At 43.6% G+C, this 25,026-nt stretch carries 19 protein-coding genes and 1 tRNA gene; 5 read left to right on the top strand and 15 right to left on the bottom strand.

All coding sequences use genetic code 11. The features are described from left to right. Positions 1-155: 155 nt before the first annotated feature. A complete protein-coding gene (locus tag AC4II3_RS18185) occupies positions 156-1,301 on the top strand; it encodes a CO2 hydration protein (protein WP_488009678.1) in 1,146 nt (381 codons plus the stop codon). On the opposite strand, the gene AC4II3_RS18190 is transcribed toward AC4II3_RS18185, so the two are convergent. The 5 genes from AC4II3_RS18190 to psbZ form a co-directional block, all read right to left on the bottom strand. After that, entirely contained in the window at positions 1,298-2,566 is a 1,269-nt protein-coding gene (locus tag AC4II3_RS18190; RefSeq protein WP_488009676.1) for a glutamate-5-semialdehyde dehydrogenase, read from the bottom strand. The two genes, AC4II3_RS18185 and AC4II3_RS18190, sit on opposite strands and share 4 nt — an antisense overlap. A 6-nt stretch (positions 2,567-2,572) precedes the next feature. Further along, positions 2,573-2,980, bottom strand: coding sequence for a hypothetical protein (locus tag AC4II3_RS18195; RefSeq protein ID WP_488009674.1), 408 nt, complete (start codon positions 2,978-2,980; stop codon positions 2,573-2,575). A gap of 230 nt (positions 2,981-3,210) precedes the next feature. After that, positions 3,211-3,282: transfer RNA gene (locus AC4II3_RS18200), tRNA-Gly, on the bottom strand. Positions 3,283-3,394: 112 nt separating this feature from the next. Beyond that, on the bottom strand, positions 3,395-3,982 hold the full coding sequence (gene ribH, locus AC4II3_RS18205; RefSeq protein ID WP_488009672.1) for a 6,7-dimethyl-8-ribityllumazine synthase: 588 nt from the start codon (positions 3,980-3,982) through the stop codon (positions 3,395-3,397). Positions 3,983-4,043: 61 nt separating this feature from the next. After that, the gene (gene psbZ / locus AC4II3_RS18210; protein WP_070394766.1) at positions 4,044-4,232 is read right to left on the bottom strand and encodes a photosystem II reaction center protein PsbZ; all 189 of its coding nucleotides are present in this window, start codon (positions 4,230-4,232) and stop codon (positions 4,044-4,046) included. A gap of 361 nt (positions 4,233-4,593) precedes the next feature. Here psbZ and AC4II3_RS18215 point away from each other — a divergent pair, with 361 nt between their 5' ends. Together AC4II3_RS18215 and AC4II3_RS18220 are read left to right on the top strand one after the other, a co-directional pair. Further along, entirely contained in the window at positions 4,594-7,608 is a 3,015-nt protein-coding gene (locus AC4II3_RS18215; RefSeq protein WP_488009682.1) for a CBS domain-containing protein, read from the top strand. A gap of 2 nt (positions 7,609-7,610) precedes the next feature. Continuing rightward, positions 7,611-8,768 (top strand): histidinol-phosphate transaminase, encoded by a 1,158-nt coding sequence (locus AC4II3_RS18220; RefSeq protein WP_488009670.1) that lies wholly within the window; start codon positions 7,611-7,613, stop codon positions 8,766-8,768. 117 nt (positions 8,769-8,885) lie between these two features. On the opposite strand, the gene AC4II3_RS18225 is transcribed toward AC4II3_RS18220, so the two are convergent. Together AC4II3_RS18225 and AC4II3_RS18230 are read right to left on the bottom strand one after the other, a co-directional pair. Continuing rightward, on the bottom strand, positions 8,886-10,097 hold the full coding sequence (locus AC4II3_RS18225) for a site-2 protease family protein (protein ID WP_488009668.1): 1,212 nt from the start codon (positions 10,095-10,097) through the stop codon (positions 8,886-8,888). Between the two features lie 68 nt (positions 10,098-10,165). Beyond that, positions 10,166-10,537, bottom strand: coding sequence for a hypothetical protein (locus tag AC4II3_RS18230; protein ID WP_488009666.1), 372 nt, complete (start codon positions 10,535-10,537; stop codon positions 10,166-10,168). A gap of 356 nt (positions 10,538-10,893) precedes the next feature. Here AC4II3_RS18230 and AC4II3_RS18235 point away from each other — a divergent pair, with 356 nt between their 5' ends. Continuing rightward, positions 10,894-11,343 (top strand): GNAT family N-acetyltransferase, encoded by a 450-nt coding sequence (locus AC4II3_RS18235; protein ID WP_488009664.1) that lies wholly within the window; start codon positions 10,894-10,896, stop codon positions 11,341-11,343. 290 nt (positions 11,344-11,633) lie between these two features. On the opposite strand, the gene AC4II3_RS18240 is transcribed toward AC4II3_RS18235, so the two are convergent. From AC4II3_RS18240 to AC4II3_RS18270, 7 genes are all read right to left on the bottom strand, one after another. After that, on the bottom strand, positions 11,634-12,413 hold the full coding sequence (locus AC4II3_RS18240) for a DUF3598 family protein (RefSeq protein ID WP_488009662.1): 780 nt from the start codon (positions 12,411-12,413) through the stop codon (positions 11,634-11,636). A gap of 420 nt (positions 12,414-12,833) precedes the next feature. Next, the gene (locus AC4II3_RS18245) at positions 12,834-13,583 is read right to left on the bottom strand and encodes an SDR family oxidoreductase (protein ID WP_488009660.1); all 750 of its coding nucleotides are present in this window, start codon (positions 13,581-13,583) and stop codon (positions 12,834-12,836) included. 63 nt (positions 13,584-13,646) lie between these two features. Then, entirely contained in the window at positions 13,647-14,237 is a 591-nt protein-coding gene (locus AC4II3_RS18250; RefSeq protein ID WP_488009658.1) for a TetR/AcrR family transcriptional regulator, read from the bottom strand. 570 nt (positions 14,238-14,807) lie between these two features. Further along, on the bottom strand, positions 14,808-15,695 hold the full coding sequence (locus tag AC4II3_RS18255) for a carbohydrate ABC transporter permease (RefSeq protein WP_488009656.1): 888 nt from the start codon (positions 15,693-15,695) through the stop codon (positions 14,808-14,810). Positions 15,696-15,750: 55 nt separating this feature from the next. After that, positions 15,751-16,599, bottom strand: coding sequence for a carbohydrate ABC transporter permease (locus AC4II3_RS18260; RefSeq protein WP_488009680.1), 849 nt, complete (start codon positions 16,597-16,599; stop codon positions 15,751-15,753). A gap of 188 nt (positions 16,600-16,787) precedes the next feature. Next, positions 16,788-17,381 carry a hypothetical protein gene (locus AC4II3_RS18265; RefSeq protein ID WP_488009654.1) on the bottom strand — a complete coding sequence of 198 codons (594 nt, stop codon included), beginning with the start codon at positions 17,379-17,381 and terminating at the stop codon, positions 16,788-16,790. Between the two features lie 497 nt (positions 17,382-17,878). Beyond that, positions 17,879-19,225 (bottom strand): ABC transporter substrate-binding protein, encoded by a 1,347-nt coding sequence (locus AC4II3_RS18270; RefSeq protein ID WP_488009652.1) that lies wholly within the window; start codon positions 19,223-19,225, stop codon positions 17,879-17,881. A 1,203-nt stretch (positions 19,226-20,428) separates the two neighbouring features. On the opposite strand from AC4II3_RS18270, the gene AC4II3_RS18275 reads away from it, so the two are divergent. Next, positions 20,429-23,980 carry a hypothetical protein gene (locus AC4II3_RS18275; protein ID WP_490722856.1) on the top strand — a complete coding sequence of 1,184 codons (3,552 nt, stop codon included), beginning with the start codon at positions 20,429-20,431 and terminating at the stop codon, positions 23,978-23,980. 332 nt (positions 23,981-24,312) lie between these two features. Here AC4II3_RS18275 and AC4II3_RS18280 read toward each other — a convergent pair whose 3' ends face one another. Continuing rightward, on the bottom strand, positions 24,313-24,933 hold the full coding sequence (locus tag AC4II3_RS18280; protein WP_490722857.1) for a DUF948 domain-containing protein: 621 nt from the start codon (positions 24,931-24,933) through the stop codon (positions 24,313-24,315). Between the last annotated feature and the right edge of the window lie 93 nt (positions 24,934-25,026).

Raw genomic sequence — 25,026 nt, forward strand, 5'->3', positions numbered from 1 at the left:
CTGCGCGAACGGCCACGCTACGCGAACAACCTTTAACAACCTTGGCCTTAAGGCCGTAGGCCACGCTGCGCGAACGGCCACGCTACGCGAACAACCTTTAACAACCTTGGCCTTAAGGCCACGCTACGCGAACAACAATCGTCAACCTAATTATTATGGTAGTTAGCCAAAAAACCAAACAAAAGCATCCCCTAGAAGAGTATATAAATCGACTACAAACTGGTAGTGCCCTGCTATCGGATTCCCCAGAAAACCTGATGGAAGTAGTCGGTATACTTCACAGCTACGGCATTGTTTTAGATGCTTACTCTCGTAATCTAATTTACACTGCCGATCATCAATTTTTAGTATTTTTCCCCTTCTTTAAATACTTTAATGGGGAGATTTCATTTTCAAAGCTTTTACGTCATTGGTGGCACGACCGAATTAACTTTGAGTACGCTGAATACTGTATGCGCTCGATGTTATGGCACGGTGGTGGGGGCTTAGATACTCATCTCGATACCGATGAATTTGAGCAGCGATGTGCGGAAGCAATTCAGGCAAAGTTTAAGACCAATCCCCTGATGCTGGGAATTAACAAGCTATTTCCTGAATTCCTGCCCGAACAAGTGCGAATGCTTGCCTATACCAGTGGATTAGGGCAATTCTGGCGGGTGATGAGTGATATATTCATGTCCCTATCTCAGGGCTATGACGAAGGGGAAATTACGTCGATTCCCCAAGTGGTAGACCATATTAAAGCAGGGTTAGTAGCAGCAGCAAACAAACCGATTAGCTATGCCCCTCAGATTGGTGATAAAAGGTATGAGATTATTCCCGAATCGGTTGGTTTGACCTTCCTGTCTGATACAGGAGTACCCTATGTAGAGGCAATTTTCTTCCGGGGAACACCCTTTCTGGGGACAGTATCTCTGAATGCCCAAGCCTACCAGATTTCCCCAGATCAAACCCGATTTACCTATGGCGCGTTGTATGCTGACCCATTGCCTATTGGTGGTTCTGGAATTCCACCGACATTGCTGATGCAGGATATGAGGCATTATCTACCCAAGTATCTCAGCGATTTTTATATGCGATCGCATCGGGGTGAAATTGACTTGCGGGTCAGAATATGCGAGACTTTCCAGAAATCTATGTTTTGTGTCACTACAGCTGCGATTTTAGGGCTAGCACCTCATCCCATGGATACCACGGATCCTGGTGAACTTGACAAAAATCGAGCCTATTTAGAATACTGGATGGATCGATTGATCCCCTCCCGCTTGAAATCAGCCAATGGTCAAATGACCAACGCCTAAAACTGCCCATTACCCTGAACTACGTGTTTAAGGGTAGTGAGAGTCTCCAGGCTAATCATGCCGCGATAATGTCCTTTTTGGTTAGACATACCTAGAAACACGGAGTCTCCTGGTTGCGGATTCCGTGAAAATCTTGGTGAAGAATTAATGTAAACCGATGCACTATCTACACCTAAGGCAAACTGACGGCTTTCCTGATAAGAATCTGTCACCAGGCAGTCAGCATGACCGCTACTATATTGATTAATCCAAGCAATCCCTGACTCTATAGAATCTACCACTTTCAAAGCAATAGTTTTGGTCAAATAGGCTTGACCCCACTCGGATTCTGCTGCCAAGGTCAATTGTTCAGGAAACTTAGCCACTAGATTGGCATCACCTCTGAGTTCAAAACCGTTTTCCTTCAGGTTATTCAATAGGGTAACTAAGGCAGAGGTTTTTTGATTCTGATTAATCAGAATCTTTTCAATAGCATTGACCGGATCCGGCTGACTGGTGTGGCTATCTAAAACTATATATCTAACCAGATCAACGTTACCATTAGCAGACCAGTAAAGGTAGCAGTTACCGATGGCCGATTGCAAAACCGGTGCCGTTGATTGCTGGATCACCTGCTTGAGCAAAGTTGGTCGTCCGTGGGGAATTACCAAATTCAGATATGGATTTTGAGTCACCAAATCCCGAATCGAAGCTCCCTGTCCAGAGGGCAATAGTTCCAAACATCCCGTTGGTAAACCGACCTCATCCAAAGCATTTTGCAACGCTTGAGCAATCACCTGGTTAGACTGACTGGCTTCGCTACTGCCTTTGAGAACCAGGGAGTTACCAGTTTTGACACAAAAGCCTGCGGCAATTGCACCTAGTTCAGGGAATGCCTCATAAATTAGAGCAATCACTCCCAACGGCATTAGCTGACAGTAGGTCTGAGATTGGTCAGTTTGGTAAGAGGCGTTCATCACCCTGCGGATTGGATCAGATGACTTTCCAATCCTTTCCAGGATTGCGATCGCCATCTGTAGCCTTTCTGGTGTTAGCTTCAGCCAGTCCAAAATTAGATCTGGCACTGCCATATCCCTACTGGTTTCCAGATCTAGGGTGTTAGCTTCCAAAATATCATCAAAGGAGTTTCGCATTCCTTGAGCCATGGCCTCGATGCCACGAGAGCGCTCTTCTCCCTTGGTGTTTGCCAATGCCCAAGAAGCATGGTGGACACTGGCCATTAAATCATGTAACTTCGAGGCCTTGCTCCCAGAGTCTGTGTTCATTGTTAGTTAACGCCGGTAAGCTAGCCAAACCATCATAGCCGGAAGTACTGCTAGGAGTACTGCCAGTAATGCCCAGACTATGATACCTGGCCCTTTTTGGGAGTGAAGTGCCAAAGGCAACCAGACAATCAGCAGAACTAAGACAATACCCAACGCTACAGGTAAGTAGCTTTCACCAAGACTACCATGGATTGTATACCAACGATGTCCTGTCCAACGCCAAGCTTTTTTATAGGGGTAGTGGGTGGATAGTTGCTCAATCACATAACCACTTTCGTCTACCACAAAAATTTGCTGACAGCGATTGCAGCCAAGGGCTTCTGTCAGTGTAATTGGCACTAAATGACCCCGACGCCGACAAGGGCAGGGATACTCGGAGTTTAAGTCAATCTTTTGACCTTTTTGAGATTGCACAAGCGTTATTAAAAACCAAAAGACATATGGTTAGGTTTATCAAAAAACCTTTAATTGGTAGTGCTGCTTGATTTAATTAAATATAGGGACACTACAAAGGCAAGCATGTCCCCATCTATTATATAAGCTTATTCATTGCCACGGTTGCCATCAAGTGGGATGCTTAACCTTAACACAGCATCAGTCAGGTTCCCTTACTCTAGGTCTGACAGGTTTATTTACTATCCGCAAGCGGGTAACGCGATTCGAACGCGCGACATTCACCTTGGCAAGGTGACGCTCTACCACTGAGCTATACCCGCACCTCAACTTATCTCTTTCTAGTATGTCAGATAAGCCAAAATTTGTCAACCCCTTCTACTGAGCTTTCAGATTCAAGAAAATTAGGAAAATGTCCCAAGATTAACTCATATGTTAGGAATCAGGGTCAGATTCTGAAGCAATTGTCCAATTTGCCGAGAATGGTAGAGTTTGTTGGCCCAAAGTTCCCTGCTCAGACTCTTCATAGCCTAATATTGAATTTTGACCTCGAAAACTTCGGATCAGGTTAGCCATTTCTATGGCATTCATGGCATAATCCCAACCTTTATTGCTCTTGATTCCCGCTCGTTCTAGAGCTTGCTGCATGGTATCTGCGGTTAGAATACCAAAAATAACAGGTACCCCGGTTTGAAAACCGGCAGCAGCAATCCCTTTGGCTACTTCAGCAGCGACATAATCAAAATGGGGAGTTTGTCCCCGAATAACTGATCCCAAGCAAATCACTGCATCATAACGAGCGCTAAGAGCAGCTTGGCGAGCCATTAATGAAATTTCAAAGCTACCCGGTACCCAAATATAGTCAACTTGAGTACCTTGGGGATTGGGATCAATGCCATGGCGTTTTAAGCAATCTTTACACCCGTCTAAGAGTTTACCTGTCACTAGGTCATTAAAGCGACCAATGATAATCGCAAACCTCAGGGAGGTAGATGATGTTAAATTTCCCTCGAAAACTGCCATGACTATCGTTGTAAACGGTGATTACAGTAAGAATTTGGGTCTAACTGACGGAGATTATAGCCTAAACCACCAAAAAGTTGAGGGCACCAACTAGAAGCACTAGAAGTACCCAGACCCCTGAACCAAGCCAAAGCAAGCGTTTTGATTGCTCCCAGTTCTGAGGTGTCGCATAAGCTACTGGTACACCGACTACCAATACAAATGACAATAGGACTAGGGCAGTGAGTAATAGTTGGAATATAATAGTCATTTTCTGTGCTGATACCTTGACGCTAAACTTTCCTAAAACTTGTTTAAAACAGGCTAATGCCTAGCTAAGCACTATAGATTTTACCAGATGGTTTTACCTTTTCTGCCAAAATTTCTGGCAATCAATCCCCTTTGAACTTTCCCATGCAGGTAATGAGTTTAGGGCCCGAGCGCGGGGAGAGGGAATAAAGGGTTAAAAAAGTCTAAACTATTAATACGTGAATAGCGTTATTAACATAAATAGGTAAATAGGGGGAGATGGGGAGATGGCAACCCACCCCTAACCCCTCCCAGGAGGGGAAGATGGGGAGATGAAATTGATGTTTAGCTGTAATGGGCGTTCAGAGGGTACGCTAATGACTATGGATCTGATTTTGTGTCATACCACCGCTGACTTTGATGCCCTAGGAGCAGCTGTAGGACTGACTCGCCTCAAGCCAGGAGCAAAAGCTGTACTAACTGGGGGGACTGATCCGGCTGTACGAGATTTTTTGGCACTGCATCGGGATGAGTATGCCCTGATCGAGCGCCGCTCTGTACAATTGGCTCAGATTAATTCCGTAATTATCGTAGATACTCAAAAACGCGATCGCTTAGGGAAAGCAGCTGAGTGGTTAGACTTACCACAGTTAAACGCCATTGAAATTTACGACCATCATCCCGTACCTGAAACTGATATCCCGGCTACCTATAAACAGATTGAAGCTGTGGGAGCAACCACCACGTTAATTGTTGAGCAACTACAGCAATCCCAAATTCAGTTAACTACTGCTGAAGCCACGGTGATGGCATTGGGAATCCATCTCGATACAGGTTCCCTGACCTTTGACCAGACCACACCAAGAGATGGGGCTGCTTTGACCTGGTTAATGGAGCAAGGAGCGAATATGCGTCAGATAGCTCAGTATGTTGATCCAGGGCTATCTCCTCAATTGGAAAAATTATTTAGGCAATCTCTAGACCTTTTGCAGCGACAAACCCACTTGGGTTATACCATCTCTTGGGTATTTCTAAAGACTCCTGGCCATGTGCCTGGCTTATCCAGTTTGGCCTCACGCTTACTAGAAGTAACTGAAAGCGATGCCCTGCTTTTGGGGGCTGAGTATAAACGAAAGTCAAAGGTAGAAACCCCACAACCGGCAGATTTACCAATTGCAAGGTTTCAGGTTGAAGGTTATTCACCGTTTCCGGTTGGCGGTTTAACGGTTGAAGGTTCTGCAAATTATTATAACCGGCAAAATTCAAAAATACAACCTAAGAGCCAAAATAACCTTGAAACTCAAACTCAGACTAACTTTGGCCAAAAGGCCACGCTACGCGAACAACCTTCTAACCTTGGCCAAAAGGCCACGCTACGCGAAGGACCTTTACCCCAAACTAAGGTCACTATAATTGGGCGGACCAGAATTGAGGGGACGGATTTGAACCAGTTGTTGCAACCCCTAGGAGGAGGTGGACATTCCCAAGCCGCTGCTGTTACCTTACGAGACTGTGATGCCCAGAAAATCCTAGAGCAGCTGGTCAACCAACTAAAAGACCAAATTCCCCAACCTCTGACGGCTCGGGATTTAATGTCGTCCCCCGTACGCACCATTCGCCCCAATACCAAGATTAACGAAGCCCAGAGAATTTTGTTGCGCTATGGTCATTCGGGGCTTTCAGTAGTAGACCAACAAGACCAGCTGGTAGGAATTATCTCCCGACGAGACCTCGATTTAGCCTTGCACCACGGTTTTGGTCATGCCCCAGTCAAGGGCTACATGACGAAGGATGTTAAGACCATTACTCCGGAAACATCGATGGCAGACATTCAGTCCTTGATGGTTACTTACGATATTGGGCGTTTACCCGTTCTAGAGGATGGGCAACTAATGGGGATTGTGACTCGCACTGATGTATTGCGGCAACTGTTTCAGGAAGAGTTGAATGTTAAGCCGTTGAAGGTGGACGGATCAACCCTGAAACCGGCCAACCTGAAACCGGCTAACATAAAACCTCTGTTGGCTTCGAGCCTGTGGGAACTTCTGACCATAGCTGCCGAGAAAGCTCAGGAGCGGGGTTGGCATCTATACCTAGTTGGGGGAGCTGTCAGAGACTTGTTACTAGCGGATGGGAAAAAAACACTACGACTAAATGATATAGACTTGGTCGTCGATGGCTTTCACCGCTCAGCGGATGCGATCGCAGGAGTCACCCTGGCCAAGGAACTCCGGAAAATTTACCGTAACGTGCGCTTGGAAGTACATGGGTCTTTTCAAACCGCAGCCTTGCTATGGCATAATGACCCGACATTGGGCTCCCTTTGTGTAGATATTGCTACTGCTCGTACCGAGTTCTATCCTTATCCCGCCGCTAATCCTGAAGTCGAAGCGAGTTCCATTCGTCAAGACCTTTACCGCCGAGATTTTACCATCAACGCCATGGCAGCAAGGCTAACAAAGGTTAATCCCCAATCTCAATTGCCCCTGTTGGACTTCTTTGGGGGTATGTTAGATTTGCGATCGCATAAAATTCGAGTCCTACACGCCAATAGCTTTATTGAAGACCCAACCCGAATCTATCGAGCGGTAAGGTTTGCGGTGCGATTGGGATTTGAAATTGAACCCCAAACCAAGGAGTATATCCACTATGCCATTGAAAGTGGGGTATATCAGCGCACCCTAGCCGAAAACGCCAAAGTACCAGCACTCCAAACCCGACTCAAAGCAGAACTTAACTATATGTTGCAAGCCCCCTACTGGCAACCAGCATTGCAGTTATTGTCCTCATTGGGAGCGTTGCAGTGTCTTCATCCTACCCTGACCCTAGATAAACCATTATGGTGGCGAGTGCGTTTGGTTGGGCGCTGGCTACAGAGATTTGACCCCGAACAAACCTTAAGGCACTGGCAGATGCGTTTGGAAGTATTGATTGCTGATCTAGCACCAGACGAACGGGTTAAGGTGGCCAAGAATCTACAGTTGCCCGTAGACAGTGTTGAGCGTCTTGAAAAACTTGAGGGATGGGAAGCCGATATCCTAGAATCTCTACCAAAATGCCAGCTCAAGAGTCAAATCGTCCACATGTTGCGCCAGTATAAATTACCTACCTTAGTATTGATTGGGGTGCATAGTCCTAGAGGGATCCGACGTAAAATTTGGCAGTATCTGACCACTTGGAGGCATGTAAAACCCCCACTGGATGGCAATGATCTCAGAAAGTTAGGCTATAAGCCAGGAGCACACTATCGGGAAATTCTGGATGCACTCTTAGACGCCACCCTAGACAGGGTGATTCAGGATCAGGCTGAGGCTAAAGCATTTCTGGCAATACACTATCCACCTGTTGACCAAGAATACGGTAAAAGGGATAAAGGCAAACCGACAACACAGAACTGATAATGCTAGAATTCATCCGCTCTGACCTATCCGAATTAACCGCCTACACACCTCATCCTGGGGGCGAGGAAGGGAAAACACCAGAATCAACGGTTCCCCTAGATCGCTTGGATAGCAATGAATCCCCCTTTGATTTACCAGCAGAGTTAAAGGAAAAATTGGCTTGGAGCTATCAACAGCTGATTCAAGCTAATCGATATCCCGATGGCGGACATGGGGAACTCAAAAATGCGATCGCAGAATACGTTAACGAATCTGCTGCCCTAGACGACCTAGTAAAACCAAACCAGATTTCCGTAGGCAACGGTTCCGATGAACTAATTCGTTCTATTTTAATTGCCACCTGCTTAGGAGGAGAAGGCTCGATCCTAATCGCTAATCCCACCTTCTCGATGTATTCTATACTCGCACAAACCTTAGGAATACCAGCAGTGAGTGTAGGGCGTCGCGAAGAAAACTTTGAAATCAAGATCGACGATGCCCAAGCAGCCATTGAACAGACCGTAACAGAAACCTCGACCCAACGACCACCAATACGAGTAGTATTTGTAGTTCATCCTAACTCTCCCACCGCCAACCCCTTGACTCTCCAGGAATTAGAGTGGTTGCGTAGTCTACCACAGAACATTTTAGTAGTTATTGATGAAGCCTACTTTGAATTCAGCCAAGCCTCAGTAGTCCAAGAATTAGCCGACCATCCCAACTGGGTAATATTGAGGACATTTTCCAAAGCATTTCGTTTAGCTACTCACCGTGTTGGTTATAGCATCGCTCACCCAGAACTAATTGCTGCTCTCGAAAAAATTCGCTTACCCTACAACTTACCCAGCTTTTCCCAAGCTGCTGCCATACTCGCTCTCAATCACAGACAAACTCTGCTAGCATCAATTCCCGAGATTATCACCGAGCGAGATAAGTTACTAAAAGCCCTATCAGAACATCCAGCCTTACAAGTTTGGCCAAGTGCTGCCAACTTCATCTACCTGCGTCTAGCACAATCCGGCAACGAGTCTACTAGCAAAGACCTGACTCAGGTAACTCAGGCCATGAAAGATCAAGGCACCCTAATACGTCATACTGGAGGAGGATTGCGGATCACCGTGGGCTCTCCTGAGGAGAATACTCGTACATTGCAACGATTACAAGCAGTTCTCGCCTAATTTACTTATACCCTAATTTACTTATCCCAAGTTGCGCTCAAACGTACAACTTTCTCTTCCGCCAATCTCCCTATCTCCCTATCCAACCAATCTACTCTCTTTGAATGCAACTCGGTATCAGGTGTTTGTTAGGGAACGGAGGGTTTTAGCAATTTCTACCAGCTGAAACCCAGGAGGATAAACCCCCTCAGCTTTGATGCGCTCAATAGCAGCCGGTGGGATAGCCAAATTTAGCTTTCTAGCAACAGCTCTAACTATATCACCCCGGTCAATTACACCTGCCACAGTTCCTGCAGGAGAAAGTACGCTCAGACGCTTAAGGTTAAGCTCCTCTAAGCTGTTAATCACCTCCACCAAAGGTGTAATCTCCTCCACTGTGGGAATTTCTGATAAAGGGCGCACTATAGTTTCCAACGTCTCAGTGTCCCAACGACTACGCTCGACAAAATGTAAATCCTCAATTTTGACTAGCCCACGATAGCGTCCATTAGCTGCAGCGTAGTAGGGCATTGGGTTTTGCCTATCGGTTAAGATATACTCATCAGCAAAAGAACGTAACGTCTGGTTGGCTTCCACCACCCGAAAGTCACGGGTCATGGCATTAGATGCCATAAGCTTAAGTAAGACTTCTTGCAAGGTGGTTAGCTGGTCATAGGCACTGGCATTGCGAAAAATAAACCAGCCAATCAGAGTTGGCCAAATGAATGACAAAGTACCCGTCAGCAGAGTCATTCCTAATCCCAGGGATAGGGCTAAAAGTCCAAACCCCTTACCCGTTCTGGCAGCCCAACGGACACCTGTAAACAGATCCCCAGTTAGTTTCCAGACTGCTGCTTTCAACACTTGTCCACCATCTAAAGGTAGACCAGGAATTAGGTTAAATAATGCCAAGACTAGGTTGATTCTCGCTATCTCATTGGCGATAGTATATGCCCAAGCCGAGGTGGGTAATGTCAGAGTTAGCACATAAAACAGACCAAAGAGGATGAAACTTACTAATGGTCCTGCGATCGCTACTTGAAAGGCTTCTGCTGGAGTCTTCGATTCTCGGTCAATCGAGGCAATCCCGCCAAATATAAATAGGGTAATCGAATTAACTTTGATACCTTGGGAGAGGGCAGCTAGACTATGACCTAATTCATGTAAGAGTACAGAACTAAATAACAACAGTGCCATCGCCAATCCAGCTACCCAAGCCAAAATCGACCCTAGGCTAGAGTCGAACTCTCGTGCATTAATCATCGTTACCAATAGCAAGATGAAAAACCACGATGGGTCTAAAAACAGTGGGATTCCGAATAGAGAGCCAACTCGCCAACCTGATAGCATCACATTTTCCTTATCTGAGACGTTCCATACCTCCACATACCAGCATAAAGTAACTCCTCTATTCTGGGTTATGGAACTGCCACAGGCACCCGCTCACTCAGACGACTGTTTAGGTCTGCAAGTAGGTCATTACCACTACGACGAGCTTCCCAAGGACCAGTGTTATATTGATCGATTATCCACTGCCTATTGATAAAATCTTCTGACTCAGCCAGGGTACCAATATACTGGATTGGAGTCGATGAGCTGGAGAGGTATCGCTTAGTAAATTGGATGCGCCGTCCGATTACCTCACCACTTAGCTGGGCTTCTCCTAAGTAGCCGTCGTCCAAACTATTGCCAGTGATTGTATTCTTGCTTTGAACCAGAGTTGCTTCAAACCGGGTGGGTACTCCCCCTTGCCAGTAGGTTCCGAGCCAAGTGCCAGTTAAGTCTACCATGAAGACTAAATTTTAGTGAGGAGTCAACTTCCTATTGTACTATAATTTTGGTATATGTAGCAAATTATAGATCGGTGGTGAGATTAAGAAGAAACCGAAGCAGAGGGAAGGTGCTGCTCATTGTAATTAGGAGGCTCTTAGATAATAGAGGGGTAGGAGTTAGATCAGGTCGTGATGTACCACAACCCTCGTGAACCTTATAACTGTTGATCGGATGGTTGGCATCCAACCTAAGTTATTTAATTATAGCCAATTAAGCACTAGAATTTATTTTTTTTGCCCCATTTTCATAATTAACTTATCTGCAAATCGCTAGATCATCAAAGATATTGTTTATAAATTTAAGAGATATCAAAATGAGCGAAAACATTATTTATAGATCATCCAACATGGAAGACCTCAGCAAAATACTAACGCTAAAGAAAAATTTGTATGAAGAAGGCTATGCTAGTGTACCAGATGCACAGGAAGCTATAGACTTCGTTGCTGATCTGTATAAACAATATTACGAAGAGGGGAATTGCATACATTACTTAGGGCAATCTAACAATGGTGACATAGTCGCTTGTGCTGGAGCTTTCTCTACCAAGATGGTACATATCCCTCACCTGGTCGGTCTAATTAGTGATGTCTACACTATGCCAGAATACAGAGGCCAAGGGTTAGCCACTACATTAGTGCAAAGTTGTCTTGATTGGCTTAAAGAAAGAGTTAATGTTGTCTATATTTATCCCAATCAATCCTCAAGATCTCTTTTTGAGAAATTGGAATTTAAATCTAGTGCATTAATGTACAGAATATTGTGAATATCTGTACATTACAAAAATAGCGTGAAAGCTTGTTTTTGGTCAAAAAAAAGGGTTTCATAGAAAGTTACTACACATTCAATCAAACCCGATTAAACCAATTAATCTAGTAAGATGCGTTTACCCTGGTATTTTTCCGCTAAAAATCTTGATTTAACCAGGGTTTTTTAGTTTTTAAGGGACGATAATTCTAGAGCTTGCTTCAGGACAAAGCCGTAAATTGTGGAGTCTTTAGGCCAAATTACAGTAATTTTAGAACTCGATTAAGAGCCGATTACCCTATTTTGACATCAAAGATGAAGTTGTTCCAATGTTAGTGCAGCAAAAGCACCAGACTCGTCATACTTTACCTTCAATTGTTGCAACTTTGACGGTGTTACCAGCCAATTTGCTGCGAGAGTACAGGGAGTACCAACACTTACTTGATCTGGACAACTGATAGAAACTCCGTCAGGTAAAAAGAAGGTGTTATGTCCTTCCCAAACCCAGTTTAAGTGAGTTGCTACAGGCTCAGAAATCTTTAAATCAGGGGTCATGGTAACATAGGTTCCTTGCCAATTCCCACTCAGATTTCTCTCCGACACCTGTTCTATTTCTTTAGACCAATACTGACTAGGAAAACCCCTGGCATCTTCACGAATATTCGCTGTTCGGAACAAAACTCCTTGTTTATCGTAAACAATTCCGACACTATGTCGTAATTCCTCGTACCTAAAAAATAACTCAACACCAAAATACGAATCGGGTTTTAACTGTCTTGTTACCCAAGCAGTATGACCAGATTCAAAGCAAATAGTTCTCATCGAATCAGCTTGTGGGTGAAATATGCCATCAGGTAAACTATTTTCTTGCTGATTATAGTCCCAACTTTCTTCTTTTACGTTATCTTCAGCATAGATATAGCGATTTGTGTGATGAATTGTAGTTTGCTCTGGATTGCTCTGAAAGCTTCTCAGACTTTGAAATGATTCTTTTACTTCTCCTGAAGGAGAATACCTTGTCCAAATCCCATGCCAATCCCGCAAATGGTTGGCCGTGAAATTTTGCCAGTTTTGTTCTTTTAAATCCATATACTTATAGCCAGCTCTAGCTTAGTCTATTTTAGCGTTCGCAAAGCGGCTCCATTCGCGTAGCGTGGCCCATTCGCGTAGCGTGGCCCATAGGCCAAGGCCAAAGAGCATTGCATCTACAGCTTACTCTCAATCACAGTCACAGCAATCCGTTGCGCACTCCACACTGTTTCACCAAAATGCTCCAAGACCGATAATGTCGGTCTAAAATAAGCTGATGTTACAGTAATAGCGCTGCGGACAGCGCTATACTTAAGTTGGAATTCACCAATAGAGGGCGTTCGCTTTTAGCGGAAGCTGAAGGCTTCATCGCAAAGCGGCTCCATTCCCGTAGCGTGGCCCATTCGCGTAGCGTGGCCAATAGGCCAAGGCCAAGAAGCATCGCACTAACGCGCTTTCGCTGTAGACCGCCCCAGATTATTAAACGTTCATATAGCCACCGTCTACGACTAGGTCAACCGCCGTTACATAAGAAGACTCGTTGCTAGCCAGAAAAACTACCGCTTGGGCAATTTCCTCCGGTGTTCCTTCTCGATGGAGGGGCGCAGCTTCCTTGACAGCTTCGATAAACCCTTCAAACGCGCCATCCGGCAGGCCGAGTTTGCTCTCAAAGTTAGTGCGAACGATACCAGGGCTGACGGCATTGACGCGAATTTGGCGGGGAGCCAGTTCAGCAGCTAGAGAACGAGCAAAAGAGCGAACAGCGGCTTTGGTGGCAAAGTAAAGGCTGCCCATCGGCACTCCTTTTTCATTTACCGCTGAGGCATTCAAAATAATGCTGGCTCCTTCATTCAACAAGCCCACTAATTTCTGAACTGTAAAAAAGACTCCTTTGACATTGATGTCGAATTGGTTATCGTAGAAGGCTTCATCCACCTGTTCGATGGGAGCAAAGTAACCAATCCCAGCATTAGCAAATAGGATATCGAGCTTGCCAAAGGTGGCTTCTACTTGGGCGGCCAGATGATCTAGATCTGTAAGAGAACGCACATCAGCTTTAACAGGGATAGCATTTTCCCCCAAAGCATCCGCTGCTGCATTCAGTCGCGTTTCATTTTGTCCGGTAATAATCACCCGTGCCCCTTGGGCGATGAACTGCTTTGCGGTTTCAAAGCCAATTCCGGTAGAGCCACCAGTGATTACTGCAGTCTTGTTAGCTAAGCGTGTCATATGTAATACCTCAAATCAAATCTCAAAACATTGACCATTCGGTCTAAGTTAAACCAAAAAAAATTAGTTACCCTTCAGAACGCACAATGCCGCTTGCACCGTTCCCTCTAGTGTGGTATCGTCATTCATCACCCGACCCAGCAACGCCATACCCTGTGTTGTACACAACAGTAAACGAGCCAGATCCCGAGGATTCAAGGTAGACGTTACTTCCCCCGCAACTTGGGCACGGGTAAGGGTAGTACAGAACAGGTCTTCTACCTGCCGCAAATACCCCCGCATGACTTTGGCCACTGCTTCATCCTCTGTATTGAAATCAGCAATATTAGTGCCGAGCATACAGCCACAGCTACCTGGTTGACTGTGCATCTCCTGCAATTCCAGAAGCAATTGGGTCAGGTTTCCCAAAGGCGAGCCATCCGCAGATAAGCGATCGCGCATGTCCCGAATCGTTGTCTGAGCATAGTGCTCTAACGCTTTGAGGAATAGCGATTGCTTGTTACCAAAGGTGTCATACAAGCTTTTTTTGCCAATCCCCATAGTTTTCAGCAACTCCGATAGGCTGGCAGCTTCATAGCCATGGGCCCAAAACACTTCCATAGCCTTGGTTAAGGCGACTTCAGGATCGAATTGCTTTTGGGGACCGCGAGTCATTGGAAACCTGTTTGATTGATGACCATGAATTAAGACTAACACAACCTAAACCGATTGGTCAAGGATTTTGTTCAAATTTAGGGAGCAAGGAGCTTCGGAGCAGGGAATCGGGCATCGGGAATCGGGCAGAAGTAGTTTTGGATTCTTGTTTATGCAAGCCTTTTTATTAGTATTGACAAATTAAGATTAACATGGTATGGGAAGTTATCAATCCTGAGGCTACAAATAATTTAACCACCAATACTTATGGTGACTTTTGAAATTAGCAAACCAATGACATATAGGATAAAGAATTATAATTATAATTAGCCAGATCAGATAAACATGGGGGAGACTATAACCATAATTTGCTGGCATAGCACTTTTATCTAAGTAAGGGAGAATCACGGCTGTTATACCATACTTAGGTAGCGATAACACAATGGCAGCAAAATGGATTACCCAAAGGTGAATAATATAAAAGAATAAAGGAACTCGTCCAAACCTTATCAATGGCTGAAGAAATCGAAATCTTTTAATTTCAAACCCATAAAGGATTAACAAAGCTAGGCCAAGAGTGATTAAATAGTATCAACCCTTAACCGAACCAGCTAAAATCCCCCGCACAAAGTACCGCTGTAGAACAAAAAACACAATCAGTGGTACAATCATGGTGATAAATGCACCAGAGGTAAGAAGATGCCACTGCTGCCCACGATAACCGACTATATTTGTTAATCGGATCGTTAGCGGAGCAACGTCTGGTGTACCTCCGAGATAGACTAAAGCAACTAGCAAGTCATTCCATACCCAGAGAAATTGAAACACAGCAAATGATGCGATCGCAGGCATGGATAGAGGTACAATCACCTGGGTAACTATGGTCAGATGAGACGCACCATCCACTGCTGCTGCTTCGATTAACTCCTGAGGCAAATTAGCAATATAATTACGCAATAAATAAATTCCTAAGGGCAAACCATAGCCTGTGTGCGCTAACCAAATACCTAATAATGTACCGGAAAGTCCTAGATATCCGTAGACTCGCAATACCGGAATCAGAGTCATCTGTAACGGGACTACCAGCAAGCCAACTACTACCATAAACAGGACTTGGCGACCAGGAAATTTCATCCAAGCAAACCCATAGGCAGCAAAAGTAGCGATCGCAATCGGAATCACTGTAGCGGGAATCGAGATAGCCAGACTATTGAGAAATGCCTGTCCCATCCCTTCTGATGTAATCACATCAATATAGTTACCCAGGTGGTATTGGGTGAAATTGAAAGGGTGTTGGAAGACTGACCACCAACCGGTTTTGAGCACATCATCTCGGTAGCGCAGGGAACTAATGAACAAACCAACAGTTGGTAGAGTCCAGATCAACGAGATGATAATCAGGGTCAGATGAATCGGGATTTTCCAGAAGAATTGCTGTAGGTGTTGGGATTTTGCTACAAAGAGCGGTTTTGGTGCCATAGGTGGGTTAAAGTCATCTCTGGAATTGGTTTATTTCTTTATGTAGTTTTGACCATCAACGGCTGTTCTCCTGCTCTCGAAACCGACGGATATTGCTAATCATAACTGGAATAATAACTAGTAATAAAATAACTGCGATCGCACTACCTCGTCCAAAGTTCCGATAATTAAACATTTCCTTAATCATACGAGACGCAATCACTTCCGTATTTTGATTACCACCGGTCATCACCCAGACAATATCAAAAACTTTCAGCACCGCTATTACTACAGTAGTCACAACCACAGCAATAGTCCCTTGTATCATCGGAATAGTAATTTTCCAGAAGATTTGCCACTCACTAGCTCCATCTATCCGTGCAGCTTCGATAATATCTTTGGGGATACCTTTGATTGCAGCAGAGAGCAAAATCAAGCAAAACCCTGTCTGCAACCAAATCATAATCACAATCAGAGCATAATTATTAAGTTCGCGCTCCACTAACCAACCTACAGGCTCAAATCCTAAACTGGTAATAATGCCATTGAGTAAGCCAATTTGTTCTGAGCCAGCTGGACGAAAAGCATAGATAAATCGCCAAATCACGCTAGCTCCCACAAAGGAAATTGCCATAGGCATAAAGATTATAGACTTGGCTACAGGTTCATAGCGTACCCGATCCACCAGCACCGCAATAATTAAACCCAATCCTACACTAAACCCTGTTACCAATACCAACCAAAGGACATTGTTACGAAAAGCGATTGCCATACTAGGGTTGGTAAAGGCAAAGATGTAATTGTCCAGTCCCACAAAATTTTGCGATCGCTTATCCAAGAAGCTGATATAGATAGTATTGAGGGTGGGGAGAATCAGGTAAGCGGTTAGTAATGCTAAAGCAGGAGCTAAGTATACCCAAGCCATAAAATGCGATCGCGTAGCGTGACGTTCCGTCAATCCCGTTTTATTGACTAGCTGATTTACCAAGCCATTCATGCCATATAACAAAGCCATCACCCCACCACAGCCTATAACAACGGCGAGAATGAAAGTAACAATTTTGAGCAATACCATCCTTTATTGCCTCATCACTTCATCACCTGATCACCTAATCACTTTATCACCTCATATATATCTCTCACCGAATCCCGTTTATTGGCATGCTCTAAGTTATAAAATTTATAATTTTTCTGCCACCGTTCCAGTTCATAGATAGATAGTGATTTAGCGATAATGTCAGTGCTTCTTGCCCGATCACCTACTTGTGGATCCGTTGTAAATACTCCACAATGAATTTGGTTAGTTGATAGATTCCAATAATCTCTAAATTGCTCTTTCCAATCAATGACTTGCTCTACTACCTTATTTCTATGCTTATTTCTTCTAGTTCTTTCGTGCTTTCCTGTCGCTTCAGTATCAATATATTTTGTTTCAATTAAAAATAAACCGTTGTCTTGACTAAGATAAACAAAATCAACTTTTCCTAAATTTGTATAATCTTGGATTAAGGCTTTTTCAAACAACAGGAGCTTACTACAGTTGGGAAATAATGACTTGATGTTGAAAAATAGATATGCCTGTAAGAGAAGTTCTTTGTCATAGGGGAAACCAATAACCCCTAGAAAAAAACGTCTGATATCTTCTTCACTTTGTGGCTGCTCACGTTTACAATAGGAAACAAATTTATCAATCTGACTAGTATTCATGGCTTATTTATTCTTTAAAATTGAGTTTTATCTAAAGGTATAATCCTAAATTTACGGTGTTGCTCAATTGTCGAAGACCCAAAGGTAATTAATAATTGGCAATCGGTAAGTGCTCCAACTATACTTGAGTATCCAAACCCTATTCAGCAACGCCAAATTTATAGTAGTTACTGATATCCTACTATATCCTGCCTGCTTACACTCCAAGGGATTGCCGTTACAGCGGAGCGAAGCGCAATTGCTAATATTGTACTCAGAGATTTAATCGTAATTAATGCCTAAACGGCGCTATTGTCCTTTTGACTAAATGGCGACGAATAACTGAAAAGAATATACCAGGACTTTTGACGATATGATGATTAGTAAACTTGATTTGATATCAGTGTCTTATAGTTACAGATTTCCCAGGCAATTCTGCTAAAGTAACATTATAAGGCGATTTTAAATAGTTTTTTGACAATCACTAATCTATAATTCCTAATAGTTAATCTGACTACTTAATCTGGCCAACTGTCCTCAATAGTGTTCAGCACTGTATCCACATCTGTCCCACCAATATAATCAACAATGCCACTCCAGAATGTCCCGGTACCCACAGCTCCTGGCATCATATCCGAACCATCGAAGCGCACCATATCGGCATTGGCTAAGATTTCCGCTTGACGTTTAACAATGTCATTGGGGTAAGCATCCAAACTAACCTGTTTATGGGGTGAGACATAATCTCCCTGACTTGCCCAGATAGTATGGGGTTGGGCAGTTGAGAGATACTCCATCAACTTCCGTGCTTCTGGAGTATCCTTAAACATAGCAGTCACAATACCAGACACTAACACTGGCACCCCCAATTCCTGTTTAATACCCGGTAACGGAAAGATACTCACATCTTTACCTAGCGCTACATCTTTAGGAAAGAAGCTAGTGATAAAGCTAGCTTGGCGATGCAGATAGCAACCTGGGGGCTTATCAAATAACGGTGCAGTTGCGTCACCAAAGGGAGTGCTAATAATACCAACACTACCACCAAACACATATTTAGGATTAAGGGCAATGTTGCCAAACTGCTCAAAAGCATTCTTAACCGCTGGGTGATTAAAGGGAATCTTGTGAGCAACCCACTGGTCATACACTTCCCCACCAACCGTGCGCAACATAATATCCTCAATCCAGTCAGTACCAACCCATCCTGTAGCCGCACCGCTTTCTATTCCGATGCACCAAGGGACACCGCCATCTGCCACAATCTGATTGGACAGTGCCATCATTTCATTCCAGGTGGTAGGGATTTTGTAACCAGCTGCCTTAAACGCAGCTCGATTGTACCAAACTAAGCTTTTGACCGCCGCCCTAATCCACACCCCATATACTTTACTATCGACAGTTGCCAAATCTAGCCAGTTTTGAGAGTAAGCAGCAGATAACTGGGATTTGTCCATGAAGGTATCCAGAGGAACCAGTTGACCTTCCCTAGCAAAGTCAGCCATCAAACCCGGTTGAGGGAACATGGCAATATCGGGAGGATTTCCAGATTCCACCCGCACAGGTAGGAGGGTGGCGAAATCACTACTGGCTTCATACACCACCTTGATACCCGTTTCTTTAGTGAAGGGTTCTAGTATCTGTTCCATGATTTGCTCCCCTTCCCCTGTCATTACTCCCAGGATAGTAACCGTATTGCTTTTAGTTTCTCCACCTTTGGGGGAACAGGCGACTAAAACTAAAGATAAACCTAGAAATACAGTAGGAAATACCGTGTTAGGAGCAGGTTTAGTTCTGAATTTAGCAAAAAATTCTCCTATCTGCTCGACAAAACCTATCGTGATCGAGAATTTGGGTCTGAACATCTTTCAATTATGAGCCTTAGCAAATAATGACACTCATACTCTGAGTACAATTCCGTTCCAAGATAACCCCACTCAATGACTTGAGCAACAACTTAGGGAGGGGAAGCTTGAGGAATCAGAACACACAGATGAAAGACTCTATGTTTGAAAGCCAGGCTTGATCAAGGTAAGCATTCAGGCTACTAGGTGGTTCGTTACGGGCAGCAACCTAACACTGGCTACCGATAAAATCAGGGCGAGCCCGTCCCTGAAGCACCACTAGCAACTAAGCCCATACTATGGTTGCCAGCTATGAGCCATTCATAATGCTGGCAACAGAACCAACCCCACAAAAGGGCATCATGGCGACATCACACACAAAAAAAAGCTTAAGCTGAATGCTGAATGCTGTTCGCGCAGCGTGCGCATAGCGCATATGCTGAATGCTGTTCGCGCAGCGTGCGCATAGCGCATATGCTTACCAATAAACGGTGACCTAGAAAAACTACTGATTTTAGCCTCTATCTATTTGTTAGAACTTTATACTAAGTTCACATAACTAGGATTGGAGTTCGACGTAAACTGGAAAATTTTTAAATTTTATCCCTATTACTAGGCTTGATTTATAGGGTTTATAAATGAAATGTAAACCTAGGATGTTTTTTTTTAGTGGACACTAAAACTCTGGAGCTGTTTACCCTATTGCGTTTTGCCTTTTGTATTTTGTATCTTACCTAAGGTAGTCTGTTCACAATTCAAATATAATTCCTAGATGATGTTAATGTTACTGAATTGTTAATCAAACCCTTAAATAAACATTCATCCTTCATACTGAAAAAAACTCATTTAAATTATTGATATTTCATTAATTTAAATTCATATTTTTTGTCCGGATTTACGTTTTTTTTGTTTTTGCATATAATCCGTAAAAAATAAACAAAAAAAACACAAAAACATACACATATCAACCTTGAACGCAAACAGATATAGTTCATGATTAATTTAATATTAGGGATTTTAACTAGGAAAAGAATATGGTTTATAACCAATATTTCCTCTAAAATTCAGTGCCTTTGACTAGTTATCAAATGGGGTTATAGCTACGATTCATGGCAACTGGCAATAAGCCATTAAACATCAACTATCAAGAACCAGGAAGTTTCCTGACGACCAAATCATTACCGTAACTAGGCTTTGTCAAGCAGTAAGAATTAAATAAAAGCAATGTCTGACACATTTTCCTCAACTGATTCACTTCTGGCTCATCACCAGTGGAAGACTAATACTATCACCTACAGCTTCTATAACGATGCTAATAGTGGTCCTTATTACGGAACTGAAACCGGGGTTTCAGAGATCTCAGAAAAAACCAAAGACAATATCAGAAGCATCCTGGAAAATCTGGAAAGATACCTTGATATTGATTTCCATGAGGTAGTAGATACAGCAACAGACTATGGTCTATTGCGCTACATGGTATCTGATGGTCCGGGCTATGCCTATGCCCATTTGCCTAAGGGATTTAATACCAATTTCGACAATTGGTGGGATGTGGCCGGGGATGTGCATTTGAACCAAAAATACGACACCACAGGTCATAACGGATTTGCTGACGACCCAGGGAATCATGGCTACATGACCCTGATTCATGAAATAGGACATGCTCTGGGGTTAAAACATCCTAATAAATACGAGAAGCATGATTACGGTCCATTTTTGCCCTTTAACGAGGACAATACCACCAACACAGTAATGTCGTATAACTTTGCTGGGAAATCAGCGATTACCCCAATGACTTACGACATTCAAGCATTACAGTCTATTTATGGCGCTAGGGAGTATAATGACGACGATACTACTTACTCCTTTAAAAGCGTTTATTACTACACAGATGGTAGTGATGATTATGGTGCAACAAAAGAAATTAAGCAAACCCTCTGGGATAGTGGTGGTATAAATACCTTAGACTTTTCAAAGCTGACTGATTTGGATACAGGTTACCACTTTGATATGAATCAGGGGGGTATTATAACCACCCAAAAGGCTTACAATGGTACCTCTTATAAAGCTAGGAACGATCAGAGCGGAAACAAATACCTTACGTCTACATTTGGGACTGCGATCGCATTCGATACAGTTATTCACAATCTGATCAACTCCAGCAGTGACGATTACATCATTGCCAATAGTGCGGCCAATATCTTTAGCGGTTATGAATTTGGAATTTCCACAGGTGATGATATTATTGAAGGCTGGAACTATCTAGATACTTTAGATCTTTCCAATTATGCTTTCTCTAGTGTGACTCAATACGAACGTGGTGATAACCTGATTCTTGATCTAGGCTCGGATAGTTCGATTACCGTCAAAGACTACTATAAAGTCTCTGAAAGCAATCGCCTTAACATTATCTTCGAGGAGGAGAGTCCACCACCTGTATGGGAAAAGAGTATTGTTCCGGACACAATAAATATTAGCAAGGTTCAGTATGTTCAAGAGGAGCCTCAACCTACTAATACTGCTCCGACGGATATCACCCTTGATGGCAACAGTGTCAATGAATTAAGTGAAAATGGTATCACTATTGGTACGCTGACTACTAGTGATGTGGATGCCGGAGATACCCATACCTATAAGTTAGTACATGATGCTCAAGGTCGCTTTAAAATTGATGGCAATCAACTACAAGTCAAAAAAGGCCACCTCTTAGACTTTGATAAAAACTCTAGTCATGATATCAAAATCCGCACCACCGACTCCGGGGGTGAAAGCTACGATAAAACGTTTACGATTCAAGTCCAAAACCAAAATAATGCTCCGACGGATATCACCCTTGATGGCAACAGTGTCAATGAATTAAGTGAAAATGGTATCACTATTGGTACGCTGACTACTAGTGATGTGGATGCCGGAGATACCCATACCTATGAGTTATTCGATGATCCAGAAGGTCGCTTTGAAATTGTTGGCAATGAACTAAAAGTCAAAAATGGCAGCCTGATAGACTTTGATAACAACTCTAGTCATGATATCAAAATCCGCACCACCGACTCCGGCGGTGAAAGCTACGATAAAACGTTTACGATTCAAGTCCAAAACCAAAATAATGCTCCGACGGATATCACCCTTGATGGCAACAGTGTCAATGAATTAAGTGAAAATGGTATCACTATTGGTACGCTGACTACTAGTGATGTGGATGCCGGAGATACCCATACCTATAAGTTAGTACATGATGCTCAAGGTCGCTTTAAAATTGATGGCAATCAACTACAAGTCAAAAAAGGCCACCTCTTAGACTTTGATAAAAACTCTAGTCATGATATCAAAATCCGCACCACCGACTCCGGAGGTGAAAGCTACGAGGAAACGTTCACTATCGAAGTCCTCGAAAACCAGATCAGCACCATCGATCCCAAGGGTAAAAGCTACGATAAAACGTTCACTATCGAAGTCCCCGAAAACCAGAATAGTGCTCCAACGGATATCACCCTTGATGGCAACAGTGTCAAGGAATTCAGTGACAATGGCACTACTATTGCTAGGCTGACTACTCAGGATGTTGATTGGGGAGATACCCATACTTATAAGTTATTAGATGATGCTCAGGGTCGCTTTGAAATTGTTGAGGATCAACTAAAAGTCAAAAATGGCACTCTCTTAGACTTTGATGTCAACTCTAGTCACCCGATCAAAATCCGTACCACCGATTCCGGAGGTGAAAGCTACGATAAAATTTTCACGATTGAAGTCCTTAACCAGAATTGGGAAAGTCAATCGATTAGGGGAGGCCGTTACGATAACTGGCTTGAAGGCGGTCATGGTGATGATAGGCTTCGGGGTAATCGCAAGAATGACACACTAATTGGTGGCTCGGGTGATGACACTATTTCAGGAGATTCTGGAGATGACAGTCTTGTGGGAGGTTCCGGTAACGACTCCCTCAAAGGAACTTGGGGCAATGACATTCTCGATGGTGGGGATCATGATGACACTCTCAGAGGTGGTCAGGGAGATGACTTCCTTTCTGGCGGTGTTGGCAATGATTCGATCATGGGAGATGTGGGTAAGGATACCCTAGAAGGTAGTTTAGGTGAGGACACTCTGAGCGGAGGTTCGGGTGATGACATCATTGACGGTGGTGATCAGGATGATACTCTCAGAGGAGGTAAGGGAAATGACACCCTCAAAGGTGGCTTTGGCCATGACTACCTCAGAGGAGACCAAGGAAATGACAGCCTTGAGGGTGGCTCTGGTAATGACTATTTGATTGGAGCTTCGGGTAATGACAGTCTTGATGGTGGTAGTGGTAATGATACCCTAAAAAGTAGCTCTGGGAAGAACGATTTGATCGGAGGTTCGGGTGATGACCTCCTCAACGGTGGCCGGGACAATGACAACCTTGAGGGTGGCTCTGGCAATGACTCTTTGATTGGAGGTTCCGGTGATGACATCCTCAATGGAGTTGGAAATGGTTCCCGAGGTAATGGTGAAGTTGATGTTCTTGTTGGTGGAGGTGGATCAGATACTTTTCTCTTAGGAGATGATGATGGCGCTTTTTACCAAGGTCGGGGTGACAATGATTATGCAGAGATTTATGACTTAGATTCTCAAGACATCATTCAGCTCTATGGTGTAGCGGATCAATATGATGTGCTTAAGGCTGATAATGGGTTACCCGGTAGCACAGCTTTGTATTTTGAGGATGATTTGATTGCAGTATTCAAAGATGCATCTGTGAGTGATGTCAGCAGTAGAATGGAATTTCTTTCCTAATCTGAGCAGTTGTAAGATTGGCAAGATGACCGCAGTTAGAGAATATGGGTAAGAATCTACCGGGTGCATCTCAATATATATGAGATGCACCCAATCTACCGAGAGTTGGACTGATTTTTCTGCATGTTTTAATTTAATAGGATTGCTATACTTTTATCTGCTGGTGTTTACCAGTTCTCAATTACTGACTAACTATATTTTTCATCCATTAACAAAATATTAACAAAAACGGTATAATGCCACCCTTGAATTTATAAACTAAAGGGTGGCATTACATTTATTCTTTATTTATTCTGTATAGTCTTCAGGTTGGAATCTTGGTATTGCCTTCGTTAAAAAGAATTATCATCAATAGAATTATCATCGATGTCGTAATCAGAGGTTTCACGAGTTCCGTGATTGACCTCTTTATGGTTATAGTTACTATCTCTGAGCCTTGGCTGATTAACATCTGATGAGCGTTGATCAGTCTCAGGAATTTCTAGAGCTTTTCTGTGAATAGGTGCGCTTTCCGTGATGGCGTTCGCGTAGCGTGACCTACGGTCAAGGGATTGCTCGCCATCACGGGTCGCACCTCTGGATTTTGGTGAGGTACCCCTCCAAGTTTTCCAGGCAGCTTTGAAACCCTTAACCACATTACGAGTATTGTCTTTGACTTTTTGGGCTTGGTTTTTAGCACTGCTGATACTGTGGTCAACCTGTTGAACCACATGACCAGCACTTTTGACTCCTTGATTAAGATCATCGGTCAAGTCGCTGATTTCCAAGCCTGTCAGCCGAATGGCTTCTAGGGTCGGTGGTAATTCCCGATTTAGGGTATCAGCTAATTTTTCCACACTACGAGCTGCCCGCGCTAACTCTTGTACAGCAGGTAATAAGGTTACTAAAACAGCAGTTAAACTAACTGCTACGAGCAGAAAGGACAGCCCGAGCAAAAATAGAGGATCAATCACAAAAAATCCTAGGATGTTGGGAAGCCCCGTCTATGGGGGCTCAGGGGGTGACAACAAGGCATTAAACTAAACAGGGTGTGGGGTGTGGGGGGT

This window comes from Moorena sp. (genome assembly GCF_982860115.1).

Coding starts and splice junctions, on each gene's coding strand:
- AC4II3_RS18185 (WP_488009678.1), top strand. CDS start 156: ATGGTAGTTAGCCAAAAAACCAAACAAAAGCATCCCCTAGAAGAGTAT.
- AC4II3_RS18190 (WP_488009676.1), bottom strand. CDS start 2,566: ATGAACACAGACTCTGGGAGCAAGGCCTCGAAGTTACATGATTTAATG.
- ribH (WP_488009672.1), bottom strand. CDS start 3,982: ATGGCAGTTTTCGAGGGAAATTTAACATCATCTACCTCCCTGAGGTTT.
- psbZ (WP_070394766.1), bottom strand. CDS start 4,232: ATGACTATTATATTCCAACTATTACTCACTGCCCTAGTCCTATTGTCA.
- AC4II3_RS18215 (WP_488009682.1), top strand. CDS start 4,594: ATGGATCTGATTTTGTGTCATACCACCGCTGACTTTGATGCCCTAGGA.
- AC4II3_RS18220 (WP_488009670.1), top strand. CDS start 7,611: ATGCTAGAATTCATCCGCTCTGACCTATCCGAATTAACCGCCTACACA.
- AC4II3_RS18225 (WP_488009668.1), bottom strand. CDS start 10,097: ATGCTATCAGGTTGGCGAGTTGGCTCTCTATTCGGAATCCCACTGTTT.
- AC4II3_RS18230 (WP_488009666.1), bottom strand. CDS start 10,537: ATGGTAGACTTAACTGGCACTTGGCTCGGAACCTACTGGCAAGGGGGA.
- AC4II3_RS18235 (WP_488009664.1), top strand. CDS start 10,894: ATGAGCGAAAACATTATTTATAGATCATCCAACATGGAAGACCTCAGC.
- AC4II3_RS18240 (WP_488009662.1), bottom strand. CDS start 12,413: ATGGATTTAAAAGAACAAAACTGGCAAAATTTCACGGCCAACCATTTG.
- AC4II3_RS18245 (WP_488009660.1), bottom strand. CDS start 13,583: ATGACACGCTTAGCTAACAAGACTGCAGTAATCACTGGTGGCTCTACC.
- AC4II3_RS18250 (WP_488009658.1), bottom strand. CDS start 14,237: ATGACTCGCGGTCCCCAAAAGCAATTCGATCCTGAAGTCGCCTTAACC.
- AC4II3_RS18255 (WP_488009656.1), bottom strand. CDS start 15,695: ATGGCACCAAAACCGCTCTTTGTAGCAAAATCCCAACACCTACAGCAA.
- AC4II3_RS18260 (WP_488009680.1), bottom strand. CDS start 16,599: ATGGCTTGGGTATACTTAGCTCCTGCTTTAGCATTACTAACCGCTTAC.
- AC4II3_RS18265 (WP_488009654.1), bottom strand. CDS start 17,381: ATGAATACTAGTCAGATTGATAAATTTGTTTCCTATTGTAAACGTGAG.
- AC4II3_RS18270 (WP_488009652.1), bottom strand. CDS start 19,225: ATGTTCAGACCCAAATTCTCGATCACGATAGGTTTTGTCGAGCAGATA.
- AC4II3_RS18275 (WP_490722856.1), top strand. CDS start 20,429: ATGTCTGACACATTTTCCTCAACTGATTCACTTCTGGCTCATCACCAG.